Here is a 24,350-nt window from a genome sequence, read left to right as displayed (position 1 = left end):
TCTGAAGATAGAATCTAATTTTTCCTTGTCATTCTCTGGCTTTCTTTTCTAATAAGAGCAGAGCCTTCAGGTATTCGCCATGACGGTGCAGCCCCACTCACGCGAGGCAGACATGCCGGTCCCCCCTGTCAGGTGCGCCGTCGTCGGCTGCGGGAACGTCTCCGCCAAATATCTGAGGACCCTGACCAGGGCGCCGATCATCGACATCGTCGCCTGCTGCGATTCGATTCCCGAGCGAGCCCGGCAGCTGGCCGCGTCCTGCGCGCGGGCCGTGTCGGCCTCCCTGCCCGAGACGTTGCGGGACGCCTCGATCGAGCTGGTGATCAACCTGACCCCGCCGCGGTGGCACGCCGGGATCACCCGTCAGGCGCTGGGAGCCGGCAAGTCCGTCTACACCGAGAAACCGCTCGCCGCCTCGGCCGCGGAGCTGGACGAACTGCTGGCCACGGCCCCGACGGCCGGCGCGATGCTGGGCGGCGCGCCCGACACCGCACTCGGGGCCGCCGCCCAGGCCGCCCGCCGCGCGATCGACCAGGGCCTGATCGGACATCCGCTGGGTGCGGCGGCGGCACTCCTGACCCCCGGACACGAACGGAGCTGTCCCACGCCCGAGGTCTTCTACCAGCCCGGCGCGGGACCGCTGCTGGACATGGGCGTCTACTACCTGAGCATGCTGGTCGGACTGCTCGGCCCGGTGCGCGACGTCGTCGGCGCGCACCGCCGGCCCTCACCGCGGCGGTCGATCGACACCGGACCACGCGCCGGGGAGACCTTCCTCGCGGATGTGCCGACCCACCTGGCGGCCCTCCTGGAGTTCGAAACCGGGGTCGTCGCCACCCTGACGACGAGTTTCGAGGTGTGGGGAACCCGGATCCCGCATCTGGAGATCTTCGGGACGGAGGGGACCCTCGCGATCCCCGACCCGAATTTCTACACCGGCAAGGTCCGGCTGAAGACGGCCCGATCGTCGAGATGGACGACCGTGCCCTATCCGGCGGACGCGCCGGGTGGACGCGGGATCGGAGTCATCGACATGGCGCACGCCCTGCGGGGCCTGACCGAACAGCGGCTGACCGGCGGGTTCGTCGGACACGTCACGGAGACCATGCTGGCCATCGAGACCCCGGAGACCTCTCCGGTGCGGCTGAGATCCCGGTGCGGCCGTCCCGCGCCGCTGGGACCCACCCCGTACGCCACCGGTTGCTGGTGGTGCGAGCAGTGCGGTGATCCGTGAGCGCGGCGCTGTGGTCGCTCGGTCTCTCCTTGGTACTGCTCGGGTTGAGCCTGATCAACTGGCCGGTGCGGGCCGTCTGTCCCGATGGCCGCCGCTACCTGCGGGCGGGAGCCGGGCAGCCGGTCGCGCTGCCGTTCATGCTGCGCTGGCTGCTGCCCGCGCTGTGCGGGGACTCCCCACGCCGATGGCGCTGGTGCACGACCGCGCACCTGGTGGCGCTGCCACCGCTGGTCACCGTATGGATGGAACCCTGGATTCCCGACGCGCGCCTGCGGGTGGTCGGCGGCCTGTTGATATGCGGCATGCCGGGAATCTGGCGGATCCAGCTCCGCTGGCCGGTGCTCGTCGACGGGACGGCCCTCGCCTGGGCTCTCGGCTCGGCGATCCTCCTCCAGCACGGGCTCTGGCTCCCAGCCCTGCTGGCGGCCCTCGTCGCCGGGTGCGTCAAGGAGTCGGCTCCGCTGTTCGCCGCCTGTTTCGCCTGGCACTGGCTGCCCCTGGCCGCTCTCGCCGCCCCGTTGATCCGCCGGCTGACCGGCACCGTCGGCGAGGACCACTTCGGGCAGTCCGAGCTGATGCGAAATCCCTGGCGGGCGGGCAGCCTCTACCACGCGGGAAAGTGGTTCGACCCGCTGGCGACGCTGACGCCCTGGGGGGCCGGGCTGCTCGCGCTGCTCGTCACCGACGCGCGCATCGTGCCCATGCTCGTCGTCACCGTGACCCTCGCCTATGCCCAGCTTCTCGTCGCCACGGACACGGCACGGCTGTACCAGTGGGCGGCCCCGCCGGTGGCGCTGGGCGCCGTCTCGGTGATGCCCGACCGCTGGGCGATCGCGATCCTCCTCGTCCACCTGTGCAACCCGTGGGCCGGCAGTGCCGAGACCTAACGAAGGAGAAAGTATGACGGGCGTCATAGGGTTCGGCGGGTCCATTCACGACTTCGCCACCTGGCTGATCACCGAGGACGGCGGCAGCATCGCGATCGAGGACGAGCGGCTCAGCCGGGTCCGCTACGCGCTGCTGGACCCCGACCCCTGTCGGGCCTCCCTCGCCTACTGCCTGGACGCGGCAGGCCTGAGGGCCGAGGACATCCGGGCCTTCGCCGCGAACGACATGCTCACCCCGCTGTGCGGCTGGGAACCCGAGATCTCGATCCGCTGGGTCAACCACCACCGGTCGCACGCCGCGAGCACCTTCTTCACCAGCCCTTTCGAGGAGGCCGTGGTGCTGGTCGTGGACGGAGCGGGAAGCGTCGTCGGACCGGGCGCCGCGGACCGGCACGAGCGGGAGACGACCACCTGGATGCTGGGCCGGGGCAACGAGCTCATCCGGCTCGGCCAGGTGGTGGGGGCCAAGCGGGGCGCCACGTCGTCCAACGACCTGACGGCGCTGATGTCCAACTCGCTCGGCGACCTCTACCGGGCGGTCACCGAGGGGATCGGCTTCGCCTTCATGCAGGCCGGCAAGACGATGGCCCTCGCACCCTACGGTGACGACCGGTTCACTGGCGAGCTCATGGAGGCCGTCGAGCTGTTGCCGGACGGACGCTTCACCATCACGCTGGAGGGACCGTACGGCGTGGTCGAGCGGATCCGCCGGATCCGCTCGGACCAGGTGTCCGGCGGGTTCGAGATCGACGCGAGCATCGCCTTCGCCGGTCAGTGGGTCCTGGAACAGATCCTGCTGCACGTGCTGGCCCACGCCTGGCGGGTGACCGGCTGCCCCAACCTGTGCCTGGCCGGGGGAGTCGCGCTGAACTGCGCGTTCAACGGAAAGATCATAAAGAACACCACGTTCGAACGGGTCCACGTGGTCTATGCCCCCGGCGATGACGGAACGGCGCTCGGCGCGGCGATCCTCGCCGCACTCGAACTCGACCCGCCGACCTCGACCGCGCGCTTCCCCGTCGGTCCATACCGGGGGCGAACCTACGGCACGGAGGAGATCGACGACCGGGTCCTGCGTCGTACGGCCGAGCTGCTCGACCGGGGCGGAGTGGTCGGCTGGTTCGAAGGGCGCTCGGAGTTCGGACCGCGAGCGCTTGGCCACCGCAGCATCCTCGCCGACCCCCGGCGCGCCGACGTCGCACGGCGGATCAACAGCCGCATCAAACACCGCGAGTGGTTCCGGCCGCTCGCCCCGGTGGTCCTCGCGGAGGCGGCCGGGGACTACTTCGACGCCGACTGCGCCTCCCCCTGGATGCAGTTCGCCTGGCCCATCCGGCCGGAGCACCGAAAGACGCTCGCGGGCGTATGCCATGTGGACGGCACGGCCCGAGTCCAGACGCTGGAGCAGGAGGACCACCCGTCGCTCGGTCGGCTGCTGGCGGAGTTCGCCGGCCTCGGCGCGCCCCCGGTGCTGTTGAACACCTCTCTCAACATCCGCGGCGAGCCGATCGTCGAGACCCCGGCCGAGGCGATGGCGGTGTTCCGGGAAGCCGGCCTCGACGCCATGGTGGTGAACGGGACCCTGTTCGAACGCCGGCCGCACTGACCGCGGACCGTGCCGAGGTCAGGGGGTGGCGAGGTCATCTGACGGCTCGATGAGCCGACCGGTCACCGGATCCATCGCGGGCAGCCTGCCGAAGAGCGTCAGCCGCCGCCGTACGCTCCCGGCGGGCCGTCCCAGGCGCGCGGCCACTGCGTCGAGGTCGTAGCAGGCGTCGAAGGCGCGTACCAGCGCCGCGTCCTCGGCGTCGCTCCAGGGCGGGTCCGCCGCCGGTGCCGTCGCCAGGGCCGCGGCCACGGCCCCGAGCGGCTCCGCGAGCTCGGCGGCCGTCACCGGCCCGGTGTCCGGACGCAGGTGAACGGTGATCCGCCAGTCGCCGTAGCGCGCTTCGAGGACATGCGCTCCGTCGTGGCGGGAAACATTGGTGACAATCGCCTTCATCATCGGGCTCCGCTCGGGGATAATCCTCGTGTCACTCTGGACTCCTTCCCGATGCGGCAGGTGCGATGCCTGAGATGCACGCCGGACGCGACCTCTACGTCGCCGGACGAGACCTGATCATCCATCAGCATCTGGACCAGCCGTTCACCATCACCGCGGGGCTCTACCAGCTCCCCGCCGACCTCGCGGACTTCACCGGACGTGAGGAGGCGTTGGAGACCCTGCGCTCCTGGCTCGTCGGAGCCGAGGACACGGTGGTGCTGAGTGCGATCTCGGGCATGGGCGGGGTCGGCAAGACCACCCTCGCGGTACGGCTGGCGCACCGGCTCCGGGACTTCTTCCCCGACGGCCAGTTGTACGTGAACCTCCGGGGCGCGGAAGCCGAATCCCTCGACCCCTCGGACGTCCTCTCCGGGTTCCTGCGCGCGTTCGGCGTGCAGGGCCCGGCGATCCCGCCGGAGGCGGCCGAACGCGCCGCCTTCTACCGGGGGTTGCTGAATGGCAGGCGGGTGCTCGTCGTTCTCGACAACGCCGCGTCCGCCGCCCAGCTCCGGCCGTTGCTGCCCGGCATGCCCGGCTGCGCGGCACTGATCACGAGCCGCGAGCGCCTTCCCACGCTGGAGGGCGCCCGGGGTTTCGACCTGGACGTGCTGACGCACGAGGCGGCGCTCGAACTGCTGAGGAAGATCGTCGGTCCGGCTCGGGTCGATGCCGAGGCGGAGGCCGCCGAGCGGCTGGTACGGCTCTGCGGCCACCTCCCGCTCGCGGTCCGGATCACCGGGGCCAGACTGGCGGTCCGGCCGCACTGGCGGCTGGCCCGGATGCTCATCCGGCTGGAGGACGAGCACCGCCGCCTCGAAGAGCTGAAAGTCGGTGATCTCAGCGTGCGCGCCTCGTTCTCCCTGAGCTATGCGGCCCTGACCGAGGAGGAGCGGTCGGCGTTCCGGCTGCTCGGCCTGGTCAGAGCACCCGACTTCGCCCCCTGGGTCCTCGCGGCGGCGCTCGACTCCGACCTGGCGGTCGCGGAGGAGCTCATCGAGCGGCTGGCCGACGTCCAGCTCCTGGAGGCGATCGGCGAGGACGCGGTGGGGCAGCTCCGCTTCCGCTTCCACGACCTGCTGCGCTCGTTCGCCCAGGAACGGCTGCGTGACCACGGTCCCGCGGACGAGGCTATGGAACGTGTCCTCGGCGGGTATCTGGCGCTGTCCAAACGCGCCCTCTACCTGATGTCGCCGAACAGCAAACGAGACGCCCTGGCTCCCCGGGCGAGGCTCTGGCTGCCCCGCGACCTCGACGCCGACGTCCTGGTCGGCCACCGGCCGATGGACTGGTTCGTCACCGAGGAGGCGGGCATCGTCGCCGCCGTCGGGCAGGCCTACGAGCACCGGCTGTGGGACCTGACCTGGGAACTCGCCGATCCGCTGCACTACCATTTCCGGGTGCTCGCTCGCTGGGCCGAATGGGCGGCGACCCACGAGCTGGCGCTGGAGGCGGCGAGGCTGGCGGGCAACCGGCGGGGCGAGGCGTGCATCCTGCGCAACCTCGGGAACGTCTACCGGGACCAGGGCCGCCCGGCCCAGGCCATCGCCTGCTACGAGGCGGGCCTGGCCATCGCGACGGACCTGGACAGCACGCTGCTGAGCGCCTTCATGCTCAACGGGATGGGTGAGGTCTGCCTGGATCGAGGCCGGATGGTCGAGGCGACCGCCTACTTCGAACGGGCACTGCCGGCCTGGGCCGGGATCGACGACCTGACCGGCGTGGCATACACCCACACCCATCTCGCGATGAGCTACCTCCAGCTGGGGCGGCTCGACGAGGCCATGGCCCAGGCGGAGCGGTCACTGGTCATGCAGCGTGAGTTCCACGACCGTAGTGGGGAGAGCTACGCGCTGACCGCGATCGGGGACGTCCAGCGGGTACGCGGACACGCTGACCTGGCCGCCGGGTTCTACCGGCAGGTGCTGGAGATCGCACGCGAGCAGGGAGCGAAGCTGACCGAATCCGACGCGCTGGTCAGGCTTGGCTGGGCGCACCGCGACCGGGGTGAGATCGACGAGGCCGAGGCGGCGTTCGCGCGGGCGCTGCCGCCGTTCGTCGAGTACGGGCAGCGGCGCGGCGAGGCGGAGGCCACTGCGGGGCTCGGCGCCGTGGCGGCCGACGCGGGCCGCCTCACCGAGGCGGTCACCCGGCTCGACCAGGCGCTGCGGATCGCGGCCGAAGCCGACGACGCGCTGGCGCAGGCCCGGATTCTCACCCTGCTTGGCGACACCCTGGCGGCGGCGGGCGACACCGGGGCCGCCGCCGGGCAGTGGCGGCTGGCCGCCGACCGGTTCCACCAGGTGGGCTCACCCCGCGAGGCGGAGCTCAGGGAGTTGATCTCAGGTCTCTAACAGCACGCTCGCCTGCATGTAGTTCGCGTTGTAGCCGAGATAGCGGAAGCCCAGGTCCTGTTTGGCGAGGAACTCGCGGAACGCCCTCAGCTCTCCCTCCTCCGCCTCAAGGTAGTTCCAGTACTCGTCGAACTGGATGACCGTCCCGGGCCCGAGACGTTCTCCGAGCAGCTCGAACGCGGTGCGCGTCGAGGAGTACAGGTCGCAGTCGACGTGGACGAAGCCGATCCGGCCGGCCAGCTCCGGCAGTGCCCTCGGGATCGACTCGTGGAACCAGCCCTCGTGCACCCGGATGTCCGGCAGGTCCAGGTGGGGCCTGGCGAACCGGTAGTCGTGCTTCTTCGCCTCACCTCCCCAGTCCTCGGGCAACCCCTCGAACGAGTCGAACCCGTGCAGCGTCATGGTGAGTCCGGCTCGTGCGGCGATGGCCCTGATCTGCAGGGCGCTCTCCGCGCCGCCGAATCCGAGCTCCACCCAGCACCCCAGTGCCGGGTCGACGGCACGGATGCTGGCCTCCAGCAGGCTGGGCTGGTCGTGGAAGACCGGCACCCCGGCGAATTCCCGGGCCTCGAACTCGGCCGCCCTGACCGCGTTGGCGACCTGCCGCCGAAAGGCGGCCGAGTGCGGCACCTCCTGACCGCTGTTGCGCGGCCTGCCGTCGGTCATCCGAGCCGGTCCTCTCCCACTAGGGCCAGGGCCCGGACCAGACCGGCCGACCGGGACGCGGCGGCGACCAGCGCGGGCCAGTGCTCCAGCAGGAAACAGTAGTCGGCGAACCCGTCCACGACCTCCGCGACATGACGGTCGGCACCGTCGAGCGCGGCCGTACCGATCGCGTTCAGCCGTGCCGCGATGTCGCCACCGGTCTCCGCCGCCGCGGCCAGGTGCGCCGCGCCGAACTCCGCCGCGATGCCGGGGAGCGATGGAGTCTGCCGGGCGACCGCCTGCCGTGCCGCCGCACCGAACCGTTCCGCGTCGATCTCTCCCGGCGGGCGCCAGAAATCCTCGGGCCGCGCGGCCACCCGCGCGGCCAGCTCGCTCCAGATCCGCCAGAACAGCAGGTAACGCAGGTCCCGTACCGCGTAGCGGACCGCGCCCGAGAAGTCGGAGCGCCCGCGCCGGGTCTCGTCGTAGCGGTGGTAGACCTTCCGGGAGTGGAACAACACCGGATACCCGACGGCCAGCAGCAGGTTCCGCTGGATGAAGTCCGATCCGAGCATCTCGGTGAGCGGCATCTCCGGCACCGTACGGAAGATCTCCTTGACGCAGGAGACGCCCATCTCCACGCTTCCAGGCCGGTCGGGGGTGACGAAATCGGAGTCGTAGCCGCGGGCCGGTTCGTCGACCAGGTACTCGCGGAGCAGCTCGTCGATCTCCCGATCGCTCAGGCCGGGTTTGATCTCGCGCTCGATACGGCGCACGAACTCCGGTCCCGCCGACAGCAGGTCGCGCCGGTCCAGCGGCGGATCTCCCACGTAGGTGCTGGCGACGAAATACACCCCCTGTCCGGCCAGCGCGCGCAGTTCCAGCTCTCCGGGAAACGCGAGGACCTCCCCGCGCGGCATCGGGCGCGTGTCGGAGTCCCGGCGCAGCAGCACCTGGGCGTCGAGTGCCACCGCGACCAACGCCGCGATGTTCGGCCCCGCCCCGTACGAGACCCCCTCCGGGATCAGGAGCCTTTCCAGCCGATCCCGATCCGCCGGTTCATCGGCCGCCGCTTCCACCAGCGCCCGTACGTAGGCTCGCCGCCCCTCCGGTGTCAGGTGAAAGGCCCGCGCGGACCGCTCGACGCTGAGCCGCCCGAGCAACTCGGCATGCTCGGGGATCCAGTCGGCCGGAAACGACTCGACGAGCAGGAAGGGGATCTCCTCCCCGTACCTGCGGGCGAGGAACAGGCTCTCGTCCAGATACGAGACGATGGCCTCGGGACAGCGCCGATGCGTGGGAACGTAGAGCAACCGTTTTGGCATGCCACAGCCTCACTGGGAAACCCGCGATCAGCACATTCCCGAACTGTAAGATGCCCCGCCACCCCTGTCCATGCCCCGTACGTCTGGGAGATCAGCAGAGGCCGCCGGCGTCGGTGGAGGACCTGGTCGCGCTGGGCGGGGAGACCGAGTGCCGCACCCTGGCCAGGGCCGTCCAGTGGCATGTGCAGCAGCGAGTGCTGCTCAACGGTCACCGTACGGTCGTCTTCACCTGACCGTCGCCGGGGCGCACCGGGGCTCGGTCAACCCAGGTCGGGGTCCCAGCGCAGCGAGACGTGGCCGCCGGGAGTGCGGACGCTCAGCCGTCCGCCGGACCGGGTGACCTCGGGGTCGGCGGTGCCCGGCACGATCAGGGTGAGTACCGACTCGGCGGGCGGGGACAGGACCGTCGTCGCCTCGGCCTGCCTGAGGTAGCCGAGGGCGATCGTCTCGGTCCGCACGGTCTGCCCGCCGAGCGGCCGGCCCGAGGGCATCGCGAGTTGGAGCAGCGTCACCCGCCACTCCCCGTCGGCCAGGACCACCTGGCCGTCACGGTTGGCGACCACCGTGAGCGAGGGGGCGAAGTGCCACAGGTTGCGCAGCGCCGACCCCGCCGGGACCGAGTCCAGCACGGCCATCAGGTCGGCGCCGTGGCCGACCAGGACCGACCGCGTACGGCTGACGCCGTACGCGGTGTCGGTGAACCGGTAGCACTGCCGTGCCGGGGCGACGGACGAGCTCACCAGGTGCGTCGCCGTCCCCTCGCGGAGGTCCGCGCCCACCACGACGGGGACGTTGTGCGCCTCGGGGGAGAGGGTCCACCTCCGGTAGCCGGTCCGTTCGTAGGAGTGGAAACCCGCCTCCACCAGGATGTCCCGGCCGTGGGCGTGGTAGGTGACGCCCAGATGGTCCTCATGACCGTGCAGCCGGCGGCCGGTACCGAACCTGATGGAGTAGAAGGCCGACTCCGGGTCGTCCCATGCCGTCCTGCCGAAGACGTAACCGTCGTCGAACACCCGCACGGTGTCCTCCCCGTGCCGGAAACCGCTCGGGCGCGTGTCGGCCGGGCTGTCGCCGATCGGCACCAGGCGGCCGTCGGGCTGGGTGGCATGGCTGACGTAGGTCTCCAGCGAGTCGCGCCGCGCGACGAGCCCCGCAGGGACCTCGGCCCCGGACGCCCTGATCGCTTCGATCGCGGTGCCCAGCCGCCGGTGGACGTATATCCCGTACCGCGGAGCCTGCTCGTGCAGCACGCCCTGCGCGTCGATGGCGAGTTCCGCCGAGTCTCTCATCCGCCGGACGGCCAGGTCCTTCCACCGCTCCTGGCCGAGACGGCAGCCGACCGTCAGCAGCGCGATGTCCTGGTCCAGGCCGTGGTTGTGCCCCCGCCGGTAGAGCGCGGGGTCGGACAGGATCTCGGCGTGCTCGACCAGGCTCTCCGACAGCCAGTCGTCGCGCACGTGCGCGCTGAGGCAGACCAGGACCGGGGCGCGTAGCGCGACCGGGTGCTCGGCCCAAGCCCAGGGACTGATGCCGGTCACGCCACGGGGATTGGCGCGCGTCCAGTCCTCGGCGATCCGGGTGGCGCGGTCGAGGTACTCCGCCTCGCCGGAGCGTTCGTACTCGGCGATCAGCCCTCCCATCCACCGCAGCGCGTGCAGGTTCAGTGTCCAGGAACGGTTCCGGTGCGGGTCGATCCGCCAGTCGATGTCGGTGCCCAGGTCGACGGGGGGCAGGCCGACGAGCCTGATCCGGCCCGCCATGACCTCGGACACCTTGATCGCGGGAAACCGGTCGGCGGGGCAGATGACCGGTCCCTCGCCTGTCGCCGGGGAAGGCGCTCCGGGACGGTTCCTGATCAGGGCGAGCGCCGTACGGGCATGCCAAAACAAGCGATTGCTCCAAACAATGTCTCGGGCGGCCCACCCGCGCACCCGCGAAGGGGCTACGAGGGCGAACGGGCCGTCAGCGTGAGGAGGCAGGCCTCCCGGGCGGGCTAGGGAAGTTCGGGAACGGCGGGCCGGTCATTGGTCCAGCCCGCCGCCAGGACCAGCTCGACCTGTTCACCCCTGACCTCGGGTGGGCCGGTGACCGTGGAGGAGAGCACTTGGGAGCTGTCCGGATCGATGATCAGTGTCCGCTGCACGGCCGTGCCGCTCCGCGCCCCGGGAGGCTGAACGGTGAAGGAGAATCCGGCTCCCTTCCGGCCCCGCTCGTCCGTGGCGCCGCCCAGATACCGGATGTTCGGCAACTCGGCCAGCGCACGGTAGGCGGCCGCGCGCACGTCCGGCGGCGACGGCTTGCTCCACAGCAGGCCGCTGAGCGCGTCCGCGACGACGCCGTCGACGGTGCCGGCCGGAACGTCGCTCACCGCCTCGGTGACCCAGTCCCGCAGCGCGGCGGGGGTGACCGGGAGCCTCTGGAGCTGCTCGAAGGTCATCTCATGACCGGCCATGCTGAAGGGCACTTGGCCGGTGACGGCCCGCAGCTCGCCCTTCTCCGGCGAGGTGGAGAGCACCTCCCCCTGGCTCGACCACTCGGTGGGGGAGCCGTCGCGACGCCAGGCCTCCTCGTCGGCCTCGCTTCCCGGGCGCGCCCCCAGCGCCCGGGAGGCGGACCAGACCCGGCCGTCCCTGGCGACCCACTGCTCGGTGAGCCGTGACTCCACCACCCAGTAACGGTTCGCCCCCCTGCCCAGCTGCTCCGGGTACGTCCGCCGGTGCAGCTTCCTGACGCGCCAGTAGGCGTTCGCCGACGCGGGGCCCGACTCGGCGGTGGTCGCCGCCGCGAGCAGGACCGACCGCCCGGAGAGCGTCGCGCCCCGGTTCGGCGCCTCCGCCTCCCCGGTCATGCCGGGAACCGCGATCGCCATCGCCACGGCGGCGGCCGCGAGGCCGGCCACGGCCGCGGTCCATGACAGCCGCCACCGCCGCCTCCTGGGCTCGTCGGTCAGCAACCCGCGCACCCTGGCCTTGAGGAGCGGATCGAGCCGCGGCTCGCCGTACAGCTCGCGGACCGTCTTCAGCTCATCCACGACCGGCCTCCTCGGACTCCAGCATCGGGTTGGTCTCGCCCAGCGTGGCGCGCAACTTCTTCCTGGCCCGGTTCAGCCGCGACCCGACCGTCCCGTACGGGATGCCCAGGGCGATGGCGATCTCCTCGTGGCTCAGCCCGGCCAGGGCGACGAGGAGCAGGACGTCGCGATCTCGCTGGTGGAGCCCGGCCAGGGCCGCCGCGAGACTCGGCCGCAGGCTTTCCGCGCTGACCCGCACGGCGACGTGCTCCTCGTGCCCCGGGGTGTCCGGGTCGGGGCCGTGGCGCCCGAGTGCGCGCAACGTTCGCACCTCGACGCGGCGGTGCCTGCCGATGAGGTTGGTGGCGATGCCGTACAGCCAGGCCCGCACGCCGGCCCGCGACGGGTCGTACTGCGCCCGCTTGCGGAACGCGGTGAGGAACGTCTCCGCGACGATGTCCTCCGCGGCGTCGGCGCCGAGCCGCTGGGCGACGTAGCGGTGGATCTCGCCGAAGTAGGTGTCGAAGATCGCGCTGAACCGCTCGGACTCGTCGAGGGAGAGCCGGACGACCTGGGCGTCCTCCGCCGGATGGGCGGCCCAGGACATCGCGGTCACGATGGTCTTCCCGTCATGTGTAATCCTTCGAACGCGAACGGCGGTCCCTCTCTATCGCCCGATCCGCCGATTCGCTTTCACGGTCCGGATCCGCGCGTCGCGCCCGGCGCGGTGAGCCCCGCGCGCGCGGGGCGCCGGGCTCGTGTCGCGATCGGCGGGGTACGGGGTCCGCCGGATGGCGGAGCGACAATAGGTCATGAGGAGGACGACGCGCGCCGCGTCGTCGCCTAACGTTCCCGGCCTCATCCCCGCCCGTCCGGGTGCGGGCCGGAACGCAAGGGAAGATCTCATGCCATCGCTCTCCAATCCACTCGGTTTCCGCAGATGGGCCGCAGGAGTATGCCTCCTCGTCGCGCCACTCCTCTACATCGCGGGCGCCATCGCCGACCCGGCCCTGCGGCAGGGCGGCGACACCACCGGCGTCTACGGCAGGTATCCGGAGCAGGTCTCGGTCAGCGCCTCGCTGCTGCACTGGAGCTGGGTGTTGATGATCCCGGGAATCATCGGGATGATCCACCTCATCCGGCACCAGGGAGTCGTCTTCGGCCACCTCGCCGGTGGTCTCGCGCTGCTCGGCGTGGTGAACTTCTCCGGGTTGATGCTCGGGGACTTCTTCTACTCCCGGCTCGAACGCGCCCTGCCGCCCGCCCAGGGCGAGATGCTCGCCGAGCAGGCGTTCGCCGATCCCGGCGCCACCTTCGGGTTCCAGATCCCGGGCTTCCTCGGGCTGCTCGGCCTGTTCCTGCTCGGACTGGCCCTGGCCTACGCCGGTCACGGGCCGTGGTGGGCACCCTTCGCGATCATCGCAGGCGTCTTCGGAACCCTGGTCTTCCCGATCGGCACGGTCGTGGGCGGCCTGCTCTACCTGGCCGGTTCCGGGGTGATCGGGCTGCGGATGCTGCGGATGAGCGACGCGGAGTGGGCCGGGCGGGAGGCGGCTCAGCCGGTCGTCACCGAGGTGTTCAGCGGGAACCGGGCGACCACCCGGTAACCACCGCCGGGGACGGGACCGGTGGACAGCTCGCCACCGTGCATCGCGATCCGCTCGCGCATCCCGATCAGGCCGTGCCCACCCGGGCGATGTCCGTCCGAGCTGCGCCCGCCCCCTGCGCCGTCGTCGGTGATCTCCACATCCAGCCCGGTCAGGCCGTGCGCGATCACGACGTCGACACTGGCGGCGGGGGAGTGCTTCAGCACGTTCGTCAGAGCCTCCTGGATCACCCGGTAGACGGAGAGCGCGAGTCCCGGCGGCAGGGAACGTGGCTCGCCGGTGATCCGGAGGCGGACGTCCACCCCGGTCTCCTTGACCTGCGTGACCAGCTCGTCCAGCCGCTCCAGGCTCGGCTGGGCGGCGCCGGGGTCCGGATCGCCGGTCCTGCGGAGCACCCCCAGCATGAGCTGGAGCTCCTCGACCGCCTCGCGGCCGGCCTTCTCGACCCCGAGCAGCATGTCGCGCTCCCGCCTGTGCTCCTCGCCGAGTCGCATCCGCACCCCGCCCGTGTGCAGGGTCATCACGCTCACGTTGTGCGAGACGATGTCGTGGAGTTCCCTGGCGATCCGGGTCCGTTCCTCGGTCACCGCCTGCCGGGCCCGCTCCTCGCGCTCCACCTCAAGGCGGATGGTGTGTTCCGCCAGCCGCAACGTCCGGTCGATCTGGCGACGCAGCAGGATGCCGCTCCCGTACGCCACGCCCATGAAGACGGCGCCGATCATGAATTCGGCGATGTCGTTGCGCTGGAACGTCTGCAGGCCGGCGTACGCCACCAGTACGCACGCCAGCCCCGCGAGCCCGCGGCGGCTCCGCAGCTCCGCGGCGCTGGCCACGGTGTGGACCAGGATGAGCGTCGAGTAGAAATGCCAGGCGGCGTAGTAGCCGTCGCCCGCCACCGCCCGTACGGCCAGGCCGATCGAGATCAGCGCGAGCAGCAGGGGCGTGGGGAACCTGCGCCGGAGCAGCAGCAGCGTCCCGGCGACGACCGCTCCCACCGCCAGCGGCACCGGATCGCTGATCTGGCCGGGCTGGGAGCCCTGACGGCCGAAGGACTCGACGAGGCCGGTGATCCCCACGGCGAGGGAGAGAAGGAGATCCAGCCAGGTCGGCCGCCAGTCGCCGAGCAGTCTCCTCAGCACGACCGGCCCTGCTGTCCGGGCCGCACGACCCCGGCCTCGTAGGCGAACACGATGGCCTGGATCCGGTCGCGCAGACCGAGCTTGTGCAGCACCCGGGCGACGTGGGTCCTGATGGTCGAGGTGCCCACCTGGAACTCCCGTGCGATTTCGGGGTTGGACAGCCCCCGGGCGAGCAGACGCAGCACCTCCAGCTCACGCGAGGTGAGGGTGGCCAGCTCGGGCGGTGCGACCGGCATGTGGTGCGCGGTGAACGAGGCGATCACCCGCATGGCGGCCGCCGGGTCGATGAGCGCGTCACCGGCCGCCGCCACCCGTACCGCTTCGATGAGCTGCTCGGGAGGCGAGGTCTTGAGGAGGAAGCCGTTCACTCCGATGCGGAGCGAGGCGTGCAGGTTCTCGTCGGTGTCGAAGGTGGTCAGCATGACGATCCTGGGCGGATGCGGGTCCGAGAGCAGTCGCCGGGCGGCGCTCAGGCCGTCCAGCCGGGGCATCGCGATGTCCATCAGCAGCACGTCCGGTCGCAGTCGCCGGGTCACGGAGAGGGCCTCCAGGCCGTCGGTGGCCTCCCCGACGACCTCGATGTCCGTGGCGCTCTCCGCGACGAACCGTAGCCCGGTGCGGATCATGGCCTGGTCGTCCGCGATGACCAGCCTGATCCTCGCGAGACTGTTTGTCCTACCAGGCATGCGTAGTAGGTTACCGAGATCGACCGCCTGTGGACCACCCCGGCGGAGGCACCGTGGCCGACCGGCCGTCCGCCGTGTGACGGATCCGCGCTCCGCCATACGGCGGACGGCCGGGTCGATGTCAGGACGGGCCGACGGCGCACGGCGGCCACTCGCGGACCGCGCCGAAAACCGGATGGAACGGTACCGGCCGTGGTTTTCGGGACACCCGGCCGCGAATGACCGCCGGTCGCCGTCCCTGAGGTTCACCTCAGATTCGATTGTCGTTCATTTAGGCGTTATGCCACGGTCCTTCTTATGATCAACCGCTATGAAGACTGACGCTGGGAACAATCTCCGCAACCGGCTGCTGGGTTCGACCGTGTCGCTGGGCGTGGGGGCCGGAGTCGTTGCCTGGCTTTCGCCGGAGGGAACGGGCGGGGCCGGTCCGGCGAAGGTCGTGGAAGGCGCCTCGGCCTCCGGGTACCGATCGGTGACCGAGGCGGTGGCGAACGCGCCCTCGTGGGCGAGCGCGGCGATGGAGATCGCCACCGACGGCACCCTCGTGCTCCTCGGGCTGATCCTCGTCGGAGTGTGGTGGACCGCCCTGCGCCGGGGGGACGTACGCGGTGTCGCCGGAACCGTCATGATCGGCGTGGGCACCGTCGCCGCCTACGCGATCAGTGAGGCGGTGAAGCTGATGGTGATCGAGGAACGCCCCTGCCGGGTGGTACCGGGAGCCGCGGCGGCGATCGCGGAGTGCCCGGAGGTGGGGGACTGGTCGTTTCCCAGCAACCACGCCACCCTGGCCGCCGGACTCGCGGTCGGGCTGGCCCTGCTCCGTCCCCGCCTCGCCGCGCTGACCCTGCCGCTGGCCGCGGTGGCGGCGCTGCTCCGGGTGATGGTGGGGGTCCACTACCCGCACGACGTGCTCGCCGGTGTGATTCTCGCCGCGGGCGTGGTGGTGGCGGTGCTGCTCGCGCTCACGCCGTCGGCGATGCGGCTGGTGTCGCCCCTGGTCGAGCGCCTGGGCCGGAACGATTCCGGCTCCGAGGGCGGGCACGGTCGCCGTCCGGCCGCCGCCGCGGGCAGGCACCGAGCCGGCCCTTCCCTCCAGCACGAGCAGCCGGCGGGGGATCTGCCCGCCGAGCCACATCACTTCGATCCTTTCCGGGCCGAACACCCGCAGGCGTCGGATCACGGCCGGCACAGCGGACGCTTTTGATCCGAGGCCGAGGGAGCCGTTGCGCGACGTTGAACATCCGTTTCCGGGAGGCGCGAAAGGCGGGCACTACGATGAAAACGGTGGTCGCGCGGGGATTCGCCGACCTCTCCCGCGCCCTTCCGGGCGGCGGGCGGACTCGAAGAGTTCCACGGGCGACCACACGGACCGACGGGGAAGGCTCCGATGGACGAGGCCGGGCTGCAGAGGCTCGTGGACCAGGTCGTGCTCGACATGGGGGCCGCGTTCGGAGCGGCGACGGTCGTGCTCGGAGACCGGCTGGGCCTGTGGAAGGCGATGGTGGGAGCGGGTCCGCTCAGCCCCGGTGACCTGGCCTGGCGCACCGGCACCAACGAGCGGCTCGTCGCCGAATGGCTCGCGGCCCAGGCATGTGCCGGATACGTCCACTACCGGGACGGCGCCTACACGCTGACCGACGAGCAGGCGAGGGTGTTCGCCGACGAGACCAGCCCGGTGTTCATGACCGGGCTCGCCGAACTGATCTCCTCCGTCTACCGCGACGAGGCCGGGATCGCAGAGGCCTACCGAGGTGCCAGGGACCTGGCCTGGCCCGACCACGACCGGGCGCTGTTCAACGGCACCGAGCGGTTCTTCCGCCCCGGATACGCCGCCCACCTGCGAGACAGCTGGATTCCCGCGCTCTCGGGCGTCGAGGGGAAACTGACCGCCGGGATCCTGGTGGCCGACGTCGGCTGCGGGCACGGCGCCTCGACCATCGTGCTGGCGGAGGCGTACCCGAACTCGCGCTTCACCGGCTTTGACGCGCACGTGCCCTCGATCGTGCGGGCCCGCGAGTTGGCACTGCAGGCCGGGGTCACCGACCGGGTGAGTTTCGATACGGCCTACGCCGACGACTACCCGGGGGCCGGCTACGGCCTGGTCTGCCTGTTCGACTGCCTGCACGACATGGGCGACCCCGTCGCAGCGCTGCGGCACGTGCACTCCACCCTGGCGCCCGACGGCACCGTGTTGCTGGTCGAGCCGTTCGCGCACGGGCGCCTGCCGGACGACCTCAACCCGGTGGGCCGGCTCTTCTTCAACGCCTCGGCCACCATCTGCGTGCCCAACGCGCTCGCCCAGGGTGGCACCGAGGCCCTGGGCGCGCAGGCCGGGCGGGAACGACTCTTCGAGGTGGCCCGGCAGGCGGGTTTCACCCGGACCCGCCAGGCGACCGCCACCCCGTTCAACCTGGTACTGGAACTGAAGCGGTAGCGGCCGGCGGCCTGTGCCGGCCCCCGCTGGTCAGGACACCCGGGACGGGGCGGCGGTCCAGGTGTCGCAGGCGGCGGGGGAGAGCGCGCGGTAGCCGCGTTCGAACCAGCGGACCCGGTTGGCGCCGCTGCCGTGGGTGTGGCGCTCACCCTCGTCACCGCTGGCGCGGAGCATCTCCGACAGTGCCCTCCAGTCCTGATCGGTACGGGGCAGGGAGTCCCGCACGCTGCCCAGGAACACCCCCGACAGGCAGTCGGCCTGGAGCTCGTAGCGGCGGCCGAGTTCGGCCTGGCGGGTGTGGTCGGAGTGGACGCGCCTCTCGTAGCGGTCCCAGATGCCGGTGAGGCTCTGCAGGTGGTGGCCGTACTCGTGGGCCGCGACCTTGAAGGGGTACAGATCGGTGCGGTCCTCGATCCAGGCATCGGTGAGCGGGAACACCAGCGTGGCCCGTTTCGTGCAGTAGAAGGCGTCCGCGCCCTGGGGCCAAGGTATTCCGCAGACGCGCCGCGCGGGCTCGGGGTAGAGGCGGACCGTGGGCGTGCGGAACCGCAGCCCGGCCCGAGCGAAGTGGGCGGACCACGAGGTGTTCAGACACTTCACGACCGCGGTGAGGTACTCGCCCGGCTGCGGAACGCCTCTGTCGATGAGCGGCGGCTCCGGGCACGAGGTGGCCGCCAGCCTGCCGGACTTCAGCAACGAGGGCTGGGGCGCGGCGGCCTGCGCGACTCCGGCGGGCAGGACGGCAAGACACACGGCGGACAGCAGGGCCCAGCGTCGGAGAGGTCGCCGGGAACCGGCACGGGGCGGGAGGAAGCGCATGATCGGACAGCTTAGAACTCCCGGCGCCCTGAATCGGGCGGAACCCACCCCGTCATCCCGGTGCCATCGTCGCCAGCCGTTGGGCGAGACCCACCATCTGCTCCATGGATGTCCTCAACTGTTTCATCGACTCCCCGAAAACAGCCTGATCCTCGCGGTTCAGAGCGTTCAGCGCCCCGGTCGCCTCCCGCTCCATGCCCGCCAGCAACTCGGCCCAGACCCGCTGCTCTGCCGCGTCGGGAACAGGAAAATATCGCTCGGCCCGCTTGACTCCGGCGATGAGCGTCCTCAGCGCCATGACGATCCGCTCGGGCCGCCCGAGCCCCTGGGCACCCATGGCCTCATCGGCGGAGCCGAAATCCCTCACCAGCCCTTCGAACAGATCCATGCCACCGGCGACCCACGCGCGCCGCTGCTCCCTCCTCAACTCGGCGGATTCCACGAAGGGCGGGGCCTGATCCAGAAAGTCCTCGGCCGTGAAAGTGCGAACGGTCGAAGGAAGCTCCCCGGCAGGGCCCGCCCATGTGCCGAAGAAGAACGCCAGGAAGAACACCGCCGCCGACAGCGAGGCGACCGCCATCCGCCGTGCCCCCCACCACCCCTGGTCATCCACCATCCGCCGCGAAACCGGTTCTTCCAGAGCCCGAAGACCAGAACCGTCACCGCCGCCGCGGGCATGGTCATGCCGATCAGTAACGGCACATCGACCTTGAGTACACTCCAGATCGGGGCGGGATTCCAGGAACAGAAGGACGACAACGTGTTCAACGGCCACAGGCACCCGTCGTAGGACCCGATGATCAGCGCACCGCCCAGAGCCACCGGCGACGCCACGCCCCCCGCGATCAGACCCGTGACCAGCCGATAACGGCGCGCGGTCCAGCTCACCAGCGCCGCGGCCACGACGACACTCGTCATCGGGGCTGGCGGCGGCCCGCACTCCCGAAGGCGGCCGCCGCCCGGCGGCCACGGCACGGGCCGCCGCCAGCCCCGATGCCATGACGACGATGCCCGCGACGACACCCGCGACGACGAGAACGCACACCGTCACCATCGCCGGGTCCGACAGGACCGGCGACAGCGTGGTCGTGGTGAGCAGCGTGGCGATCCCGGTCAGCAGCATCGGCAGGGCCGGTGAACCCGATAACGCGGTGGAATCGTTCAGCGAACGCCTGCGCCGCTCCCAGCTCGGATGCGTCCGCCACAGGTCCCCGATCATCCATCGGCGCCCGCGCGCGCGGGCGTCGTCGTACCTCGACCACACCGACTTCGACGCACCCCACCGTACGGCGGCCAGGTCGGCGTACAGCTCCCGGTTCCTGAGCAGATCGGCGCGTGCGAGGGTCAGCAGGAGCGCCAGGGTCAGCGCACGCGACAGGAAGGGGACAGCACCCTGCCAGTGCACCGACCCGCTGCCGGAGGTGAACGCGGTGAACAGGAACGATGCCTTCAATGCGACATAGGGGAGAAACACCCCCACCAGGAAGGCGCGCCACAGCGCGGTCGTCGCGTACGCCAGGCGGACGTCGCCGCTCCGTACGTGCGCCAGCTCGTGCAGCACCACGGCCTCGAATCCGGCGGGGTCCGCGTACCTGCGCGCCAGCAGCCCACCGTGCAGGCGCACGACGTAGCGACCGGGACGCCCGAAGGCCACCGCGCCGGTCGTCGCGACGGCCGGATCCACCGTGAACCGCACAGCCTTCACATCCGCGCGGGCCGCCAGCTCCGACAGCAGTCGCCCGAGCTCGTCCTCGGGGCCTTCCCCGACCGGTCTCCCCCGGCCACGCCGTGACTTCCAGGCGGGCAGGACGAGGTACAGCACCGCGGCGGCCAGCACCACGGGGCGGCCGCCGCGGCTGTGGGACGCCACCACGGTGTCGCGTCAGCCCCGAACCGGGCATAACAGATCTGAAGCGCCTCATCCTGTGTAATGAGGACCTTCAACACCGTTGTCGCCGGGGCATGGGAGGCGGCCCCCGCCGCCAGCATGCACACCCCGAAACCGGTATCGGGACTTGTCACCATGACCGGCAGGATGGTGTCACCGATCATCGAAGCCGTACTGGCCAGCAGGAGCAGGATCAGCAACGCGAAACGCAGTGTCGTACCGGAGGTGGCCAGATCCGCGTCGGTCACGCGGTCATTCCCGGCCATCGCCGTCACCCCTCCGTCACGCTCGGAGGCGTCGTGCCCGGAGGCGTCGTGTTCGGAGGAAGCTCCAGAGCGAGCCGGGCGACGACGCTGTCGGCGATCTGACCGGCGCGCTCCTCGGCCAGTCCCGCCTGGACCGACAGCTCCCGCACCCGAGCGTGTACCGAGGTCAGCTGCTCCCGGGTCAGCGGCAGGACCACCGGTTCGGGAGCCGGCCTGCGCAGCAGGGTCCGCAGACGGTTCGCCACCCGCTGCCGCACTCCGTTCACCGACTCGCGTAGCGCCTCGTCCACGGCGATCCAGACCACCGCGGTGACCAGGGCCGTGACCTCTTCAAGCCCGAAGCCCAGCGGCTCCCTCCGCGTCCGCGCACGCCGCAGGCGGCGCACCGCGTCCGTGTAACCGACCGAGTTCAGAGCTCTGACCAGAGGCAGTTCCTCGGGTGCCACCCCATTCACCACATCGGCCACGACACGGATGACAACCCCGCGTCCGCCGCGCGGCTCGCGCGAATTCCCCTCTGAATACGAGGCCACGCCCACGCCGCCCTGCCTTCCCGGGCCAAGATATCCAGATTAAGTCGCACCTTTTCGCTTGACACGCACCCCATTCTTTTCGATAGGAGTTTGTGATGATGATTAATTGCAGCGCTCGGTCCATGATGCGACGCCCCGGCGGGCCGTCGCATCTGCCGAAACGAGGAGATCCGCGGGTGAAGCCGTCAGGGCAGGCTTCCGCGGCCGGTGGGCGGTAATATCGGCCAAGGAACGGCCGGTCCTCATATGGTTTTTCGGCCGGTTGGGCTGGAGCTTTCTTTCGTGAATCCTGCCGCCAAAGGCGTCAACGGATCCGATGTGTCACCGCTGGATGCCGGAGTCATGTGGATTCTCCCGCCACGGAATGGTGCCCTTTCTGTGACCGTTCACGTCCTGTCTTCTTGTGCCGACCAGGAGAGCGGGAGATCATCGGTCCGGTTGCGGTGGATCAACGCGAGCGCCCGCCCCACCTGCTCGTCGCGCAGGGCGGCCAGCCGGCCCTGATTCGCCTCGGGCGGCGCACTGCCGGCGGCCGGTGTGCTGATCATGTTCGGCGCCGAGACCGTCCTGGCGGCGCGGTGACCAGGTCGCGGGGTCGTCGCGGATGACCCCGATCTGGGCGTGCCGCAGGTCGACCTCGCCCTCGGGTGTCCGCCGGGGGCGCAGGTCCAGCTCGCGGGTCTGGAGTTGCCGGGCGGTCAGGGCACGGCCGCCCGGCGCGGACAGGATCGCGTCGTGCAGGTTCAGCGACCCCGAGATGCGGGCCTGGGAGAGATCCACCCGCCCCTCGGCGCTGAGCCCGTCCGCGTCGAAGCTCCCCTCGATGCCGCCCGGAAGCCAGGCGGGCGCGGGGGCCGCCCGGCTCCTGAATCAGGCCGGCCTGCCGGCCGTGTCACCGCCCACTGGGGTCCGCGGTATCGAGCGTCCTTTCGAAGCTGCCGTAGGCGTCCGGGGTGAACAGTACGAACCGCAGGTCCGTGACCTGTGTCGGCGCGACGCGTACGGTGTCGATCGCGATGCGGGCGGCGTCGTCGACGGGCCAGCTGTAGACGCCGGTGGATATCGCGGGGAACGCGACGCTGGTCGCGCCCAGTTCGTCGGCGACCCGGAGGGACTCGCGGTAGCAGGAGGCCAGCAGGTGCGAGCGGTCCTCGGTGGCGGAGAAGACCGGCCCGACGGTGTGGATGACCCAGCGGGCCGGCAGGTCGCCCGCGACGGTGGCCACCGCCTGGCCGATCGGCAGCCCCCTGCCGTAGTGCGAGGCCCGCAGGTCACGGCAGGCGGCCAGGATCGCGGGGCCGCCGCGCCGGTGGATGGCCCCGTCGACCCCGCCGCCTCCCAGCAGCGAGGAGTTGGCGGCGTTGACGACGGCGTCGACATCCTGAGCGGTGATGTCCCCCTGGACCAGCGTGATCTCCATGCGGCCGAGTCTGCCAGCAGAACTCCGCCCCCGGTCGGAGCGGCCGCACCCCTCGGTCGTTTTGGTGCTATTTGACGGTTTATGTGATTCCAGGCAGGGTCAGGTGCGCGATGTTGCCGGGGTAGCGGGCCAGTCGCCGGGCCTGTCCGGTGTTGATGTCGACCGCGTAGGTCTCCGGGGACTTGTTCGAGTAGACGATCGTGACCTCGGAGCCACTCCGCCAGAGAGCGGTGCCGGAGAGGCCACCGTCCTTCGGCAGGCCGCGGATGGCGACCTTCCGCAGGAGCCGCCCGGTCTTGGCGTCGAGCAGGGTGAGCGTGTGACTCTCGAGTCTCTGCCACTCGACGGCGGCCACCGTGCGGCCGTCTGGGGAGAGTTCGCTGAACATGATGAACACGCCGTCGAAGCGCACCGGCGTGCCTCCACCGGTGACGGGCATCAGCCACAGGTCGGTCTTGACGTACCGGACCAGGGAGGCGACGCCGTCCTTGATGCTGACCGCCTCGAACTTACCGGGCACCGACACCGTCCTGCCGGTCCGCACGTCGATCAGCAGCCCGGGGTCCTTGCTCCCCTCCCTCGGGTCGAAGATCAGATAGCGGCCGTCGTCGGAGAGCGTGAGCATGGACCCCAACCCGATCCGCTCCTCCTTCACCGTGACGGAGGAGGTCGTCTCGGAGCCGCTCACCAGATCGCGGACCACGTGCGCCTGGGCCTGACGGCTGTAGTAGGCGAACATGCGCCCGTCCCGGCTGATCGCGACGGGGGCGGGGCGATCCTTGGTGTTCCTGACGAGCGCCTGCGGCACCCGGTAGGTCGTGCCGGTGCGGGTGACCACCCGCCACTCGATGGCGCCGCAGTCGGGTGGTAGCCGCCGCTCCGCGTCGACCTTGCACTGCGTCTGGTACGCATGGCTGATCGCCCCTACCCTGCCGTCGGGCAGATCGGGCACCGCGTCCACGTTCTGCGGTGTCGCCGTGTAGTCGCCACGCGACCCCGGCAGCGCCACAGCCGCAGCCGCTGTCGCCGCGCCGAGCACCGCGACCGCCGCGACGGCGGTCAGTGTCAGGGTGGTGCGCCGCCTGCGCCGGTGGCCGGCGACGACCAGATCGGCCAGGTCCACCAGGGGAACCTCGTTGGCGATACCGTCCAGTGCCTCACGCAGCCTCCTCATTGGGCCACCTCCCTGATCTCGGAATCGGACAGCAGGTACGTCAGTTCGGGTGCGAGTGTGCGCAGGCGGGTCAGCGCGTGATAGGCCTGGCTCTTGACGGTGCCCACCGAGCAGCCGAGCACCTCGGCCGTCTGCGGCTCGGTGAGGTCCTCCCAGAAGCGCAGCACGATCACGGCACGCTGCTTGGGCGTCAGCCTGGCCAGTGCCTGGCGCAGCACGATCCGGTCGAGTGCGGCCTCGTCGTAGGAGACGCCGCGTTCCGGTGGGTCGGCACTCGGTGACTCAAGACGCGGCCGACGCCACCAGGAGATGTACTGGTTGACCAGTGCCTTGCGCGTGTACGCCTCCGGATTGCCGCCCTTGGAGAACTTGGGCCAATGCCCCGCGACCTTGATCAGGACGCTCTGCAGTAGATCCTCGGCGAGGTGGGTGTCTCCCGTGAGCAGGTAGGCGGTCCGCATCAGCGCCTGCTGGCGGGCGAGCACGAACTCGCGAAAGCCATCGTGATGGGTCAAAGTGGATCTCCTCTCGCCCGTTCCCAACGCGACTCACCGGGCGAATGGTTGTAGCCCTTCCTCGCTTTTCGCGCCGGAACCAGCGGCGTCCACGGTGTCATCCCGGAGAAGAGGGGTCAGCGGGCCAACCGCCTCGGACGAGATCGCAAGGACGGTCGGCCGCCGGCGTTCTCTCGCAGATGGGAGGCGAGCACCTTCTCGGTCACCCCCGGCACCAGCCTGCGCAGCTCACCGAAGCGGCACGCCCGTTCGTCGAGCGCCCAGAGGATCAGCACCTTCCACTTGCCGCCGATCACGTCCATCGCCGCGTCGATCCCGCATACGTACGCCCCCGGCCTCCGCGCGACCACCATGGCCCACCCCTCCCAGGCGT

At 70.7% G+C, this 24,350-nt stretch carries 22 protein-coding genes and 1 pseudogene; 7 read left to right on the top strand and 16 right to left on the bottom strand.

What is annotated here, in order from left to right; all coding sequences use genetic code 11:
• Positions 1-112: 112 nt before the first annotated feature.
• From IG98_RS0124505 to IG98_RS0124495, 3 genes are read left to right on the top strand one after another with little or no spacing between them, the layout of a single operon-like run.
• Positions 113-1,234 (top strand): Gfo/Idh/MocA family protein, encoded by a 1,122-nt coding sequence (locus tag IG98_RS0124505; RefSeq protein WP_051752803.1) that lies wholly within the window; start codon positions 113-115, stop codon positions 1,232-1,234.
• Positions 1,231-2,121 carry a hypothetical protein gene (locus tag IG98_RS0124500; protein WP_030916545.1) on the top strand — a complete coding sequence of 297 codons (891 nt, stop codon included), beginning with the start codon at positions 1,231-1,233 and terminating at the stop codon, positions 2,119-2,121. Before IG98_RS0124505 ends, IG98_RS0124500 begins: the two co-directional genes overlap by 4 nt.
• A gap of 13 nt (positions 2,122-2,134) precedes the next feature.
• Entirely contained in the window at positions 2,135-3,727 is a 1,593-nt protein-coding gene (locus tag IG98_RS0124495) for a carbamoyltransferase family protein (RefSeq protein ID WP_037971124.1), read from the top strand.
• Between the two features lie 18 nt (positions 3,728-3,745).
• On the opposite strand, the gene IG98_RS0124490 is transcribed toward IG98_RS0124495, so the two are convergent.
• Complete coding sequence (locus IG98_RS0124490; RefSeq protein WP_030916542.1) at positions 3,746-4,126, bottom strand: hypothetical protein; 381 nt, start codon at positions 4,124-4,126, stop codon at positions 3,746-3,748.
• Between the two features lie 62 nt (positions 4,127-4,188).
• On the opposite strand from IG98_RS0124490, the gene IG98_RS0124485 reads away from it, so the two are divergent.
• Positions 4,189-6,516 carry an ATP-binding protein gene (locus IG98_RS0124485; RefSeq protein WP_084195605.1) on the top strand — a complete coding sequence of 776 codons (2,328 nt, stop codon included), beginning with the start codon at positions 4,189-4,191 and terminating at the stop codon, positions 6,514-6,516.
• Here IG98_RS0124485 and IG98_RS47250 read toward each other — a convergent pair.
• The 5 genes from IG98_RS47250 to IG98_RS0124455 all read right to left on the bottom strand — a co-directional run bounded on the left by IG98_RS47250 (position 6,505) and on the right by IG98_RS0124455 (position 12,103).
• Positions 6,505-7,182 carry a TylF/MycF/NovP-related O-methyltransferase gene (locus tag IG98_RS47250; protein WP_051752799.1) on the bottom strand — a complete coding sequence of 226 codons (678 nt, stop codon included), beginning with the start codon at positions 7,180-7,182 and terminating at the stop codon, positions 6,505-6,507. The genes IG98_RS0124485 and IG98_RS47250 overlap by 12 nt on opposite strands.
• The gene (locus tag IG98_RS0124475; protein WP_157594487.1) at positions 7,179-8,486 is read right to left on the bottom strand and encodes a DUF6271 family protein; all 1,308 of its coding nucleotides are present in this window, start codon (positions 8,484-8,486) and stop codon (positions 7,179-7,181) included. Before IG98_RS0124475 ends, IG98_RS47250 begins: the two co-directional genes overlap by 4 nt.
• Before the next feature lie 260 nt (positions 8,487-8,746).
• The gene (locus IG98_RS0124465) at positions 8,747-10,375 is read right to left on the bottom strand and encodes a heparinase II/III family protein (RefSeq protein ID WP_245651690.1); all 1,629 of its coding nucleotides are present in this window, start codon (positions 10,373-10,375) and stop codon (positions 8,747-8,749) included.
• Positions 10,376-10,479: 104 nt separating this feature from the next.
• A complete protein-coding gene (locus tag IG98_RS45230; RefSeq protein ID WP_037971123.1) occupies positions 10,480-11,517 on the bottom strand; it encodes a CU044_5270 family protein in 1,038 nt (345 codons plus the stop codon).
• Positions 11,510-12,103 (bottom strand): RNA polymerase sigma factor, encoded by a 594-nt coding sequence (locus IG98_RS0124455; RefSeq protein ID WP_037971122.1) that lies wholly within the window; start codon positions 12,101-12,103, stop codon positions 11,510-11,512. Before IG98_RS0124455 ends, IG98_RS45230 begins: the two co-directional genes overlap by 8 nt.
• A 298-nt stretch (positions 12,104-12,401) precedes the next feature.
• Here IG98_RS0124455 and IG98_RS0124450 point away from each other — a divergent pair, with 298 nt between their 5' ends.
• Entirely contained in the window at positions 12,402-13,103 is a 702-nt protein-coding gene (locus IG98_RS0124450; protein WP_030916526.1) for a hypothetical protein, read from the top strand.
• Here IG98_RS0124450 and IG98_RS0124445 read toward each other — a convergent pair.
• Together IG98_RS0124445 and IG98_RS0124440 are read right to left on the bottom strand one after the other, a co-directional pair.
• Positions 13,052-14,242, bottom strand: coding sequence for a sensor histidine kinase (locus tag IG98_RS0124445; RefSeq protein ID WP_051752797.1), 1,191 nt, complete (start codon positions 14,240-14,242; stop codon positions 13,052-13,054). The genes IG98_RS0124450 and IG98_RS0124445 overlap by 52 nt on opposite strands.
• A complete protein-coding gene (locus IG98_RS0124440; RefSeq protein WP_030916521.1) occupies positions 14,236-14,928 on the bottom strand; it encodes a response regulator in 693 nt (230 codons plus the stop codon). Before IG98_RS0124440 ends, IG98_RS0124445 begins: the two co-directional genes overlap by 7 nt.
• 310 nt (positions 14,929-15,238) lie before the next feature.
• Between IG98_RS0124440 and IG98_RS0124435 the strand changes: the two genes are divergently transcribed.
• Entirely contained in the window at positions 15,239-16,132 is an 894-nt protein-coding gene (locus IG98_RS0124435) for a phosphatase PAP2 family protein (RefSeq protein ID WP_063766275.1), read from the top strand.
• 183 nt (positions 16,133-16,315) lie between these two features.
• Positions 16,316-17,362, top strand: a complete 1,047-nt coding sequence (locus IG98_RS0124430) for a class I SAM-dependent methyltransferase (protein WP_030916516.1) — start codon at positions 16,316-16,318, stop codon at positions 17,360-17,362.
• A gap of 30 nt (positions 17,363-17,392) precedes the next feature.
• Here IG98_RS0124430 and IG98_RS0124425 read toward each other — a convergent pair whose 3' ends face one another.
• From IG98_RS0124425 to IG98_RS0124390, 8 genes and pseudogenes are all read right to left on the bottom strand, one after another.
• Entirely contained in the window at positions 17,393-18,181 is a 789-nt protein-coding gene (locus IG98_RS0124425) for a neutral zinc metallopeptidase (RefSeq protein WP_030916513.1), read from the bottom strand.
• 52 nt (positions 18,182-18,233) lie between these two features.
• Positions 18,234-20,051 carry a M48 family metalloprotease gene (locus IG98_RS0124420; RefSeq protein WP_169750171.1) on the bottom strand — a complete coding sequence of 606 codons (1,818 nt, stop codon included), beginning with the start codon at positions 20,049-20,051 and terminating at the stop codon, positions 18,234-18,236.
• 289 nt (positions 20,052-20,340) lie between these two features.
• Positions 20,341-20,802 (bottom strand): hypothetical protein, encoded by a 462-nt coding sequence (locus IG98_RS52625; protein WP_211264083.1) that lies wholly within the window; start codon positions 20,800-20,802, stop codon positions 20,341-20,343.
• Positions 20,803-21,294: 492 nt separating this feature from the next.
• On the bottom strand, positions 21,295-21,648 hold the full coding sequence (locus IG98_RS50780) for a hypothetical protein (protein WP_157594486.1): 354 nt from the start codon (positions 21,646-21,648) through the stop codon (positions 21,295-21,297).
• A 112-nt stretch (positions 21,649-21,760) separates the two neighbouring features.
• Complete coding sequence (locus tag IG98_RS0124405; RefSeq protein ID WP_030916505.1) at positions 21,761-22,288, bottom strand: O-acetyl-ADP-ribose deacetylase; 528 nt, start codon at positions 22,286-22,288, stop codon at positions 21,761-21,763.
• A gap of 79 nt (positions 22,289-22,367) precedes the next feature.
• Positions 22,368-23,462, bottom strand: a complete 1,095-nt coding sequence (locus tag IG98_RS0124400; protein ID WP_030916501.1) for a hypothetical protein — start codon at positions 23,460-23,462, stop codon at positions 22,368-22,370.
• Positions 23,459-23,977, bottom strand: coding sequence for a SigE family RNA polymerase sigma factor (locus IG98_RS0124395; protein WP_030916497.1), 519 nt, complete (start codon positions 23,975-23,977; stop codon positions 23,459-23,461). The genes IG98_RS0124400 and IG98_RS0124395 overlap by 4 nt, the downstream gene beginning before the upstream one ends.
• A gap of 170 nt (positions 23,978-24,147) precedes the next feature.
• Positions 24,148-24,330: pseudogene (locus IG98_RS0124390) on the bottom strand (winged helix-turn-helix transcriptional regulator); the annotation flags it as partial.
• Positions 24,331-24,350: the final 20 nt, after the last annotated feature.

The organism is Streptosporangium amethystogenes, from assembly GCF_000721075.1.
Lineage (GTDB): Bacteria > Actinomycetota > Actinomycetes > Streptosporangiales > Streptosporangiaceae > Streptosporangium > Streptosporangium amethystogenes.
The sequence above is the reverse complement of the archived record's forward strand: the minus strand, read 5'-3'. Positions and strand labels throughout refer to the sequence as shown.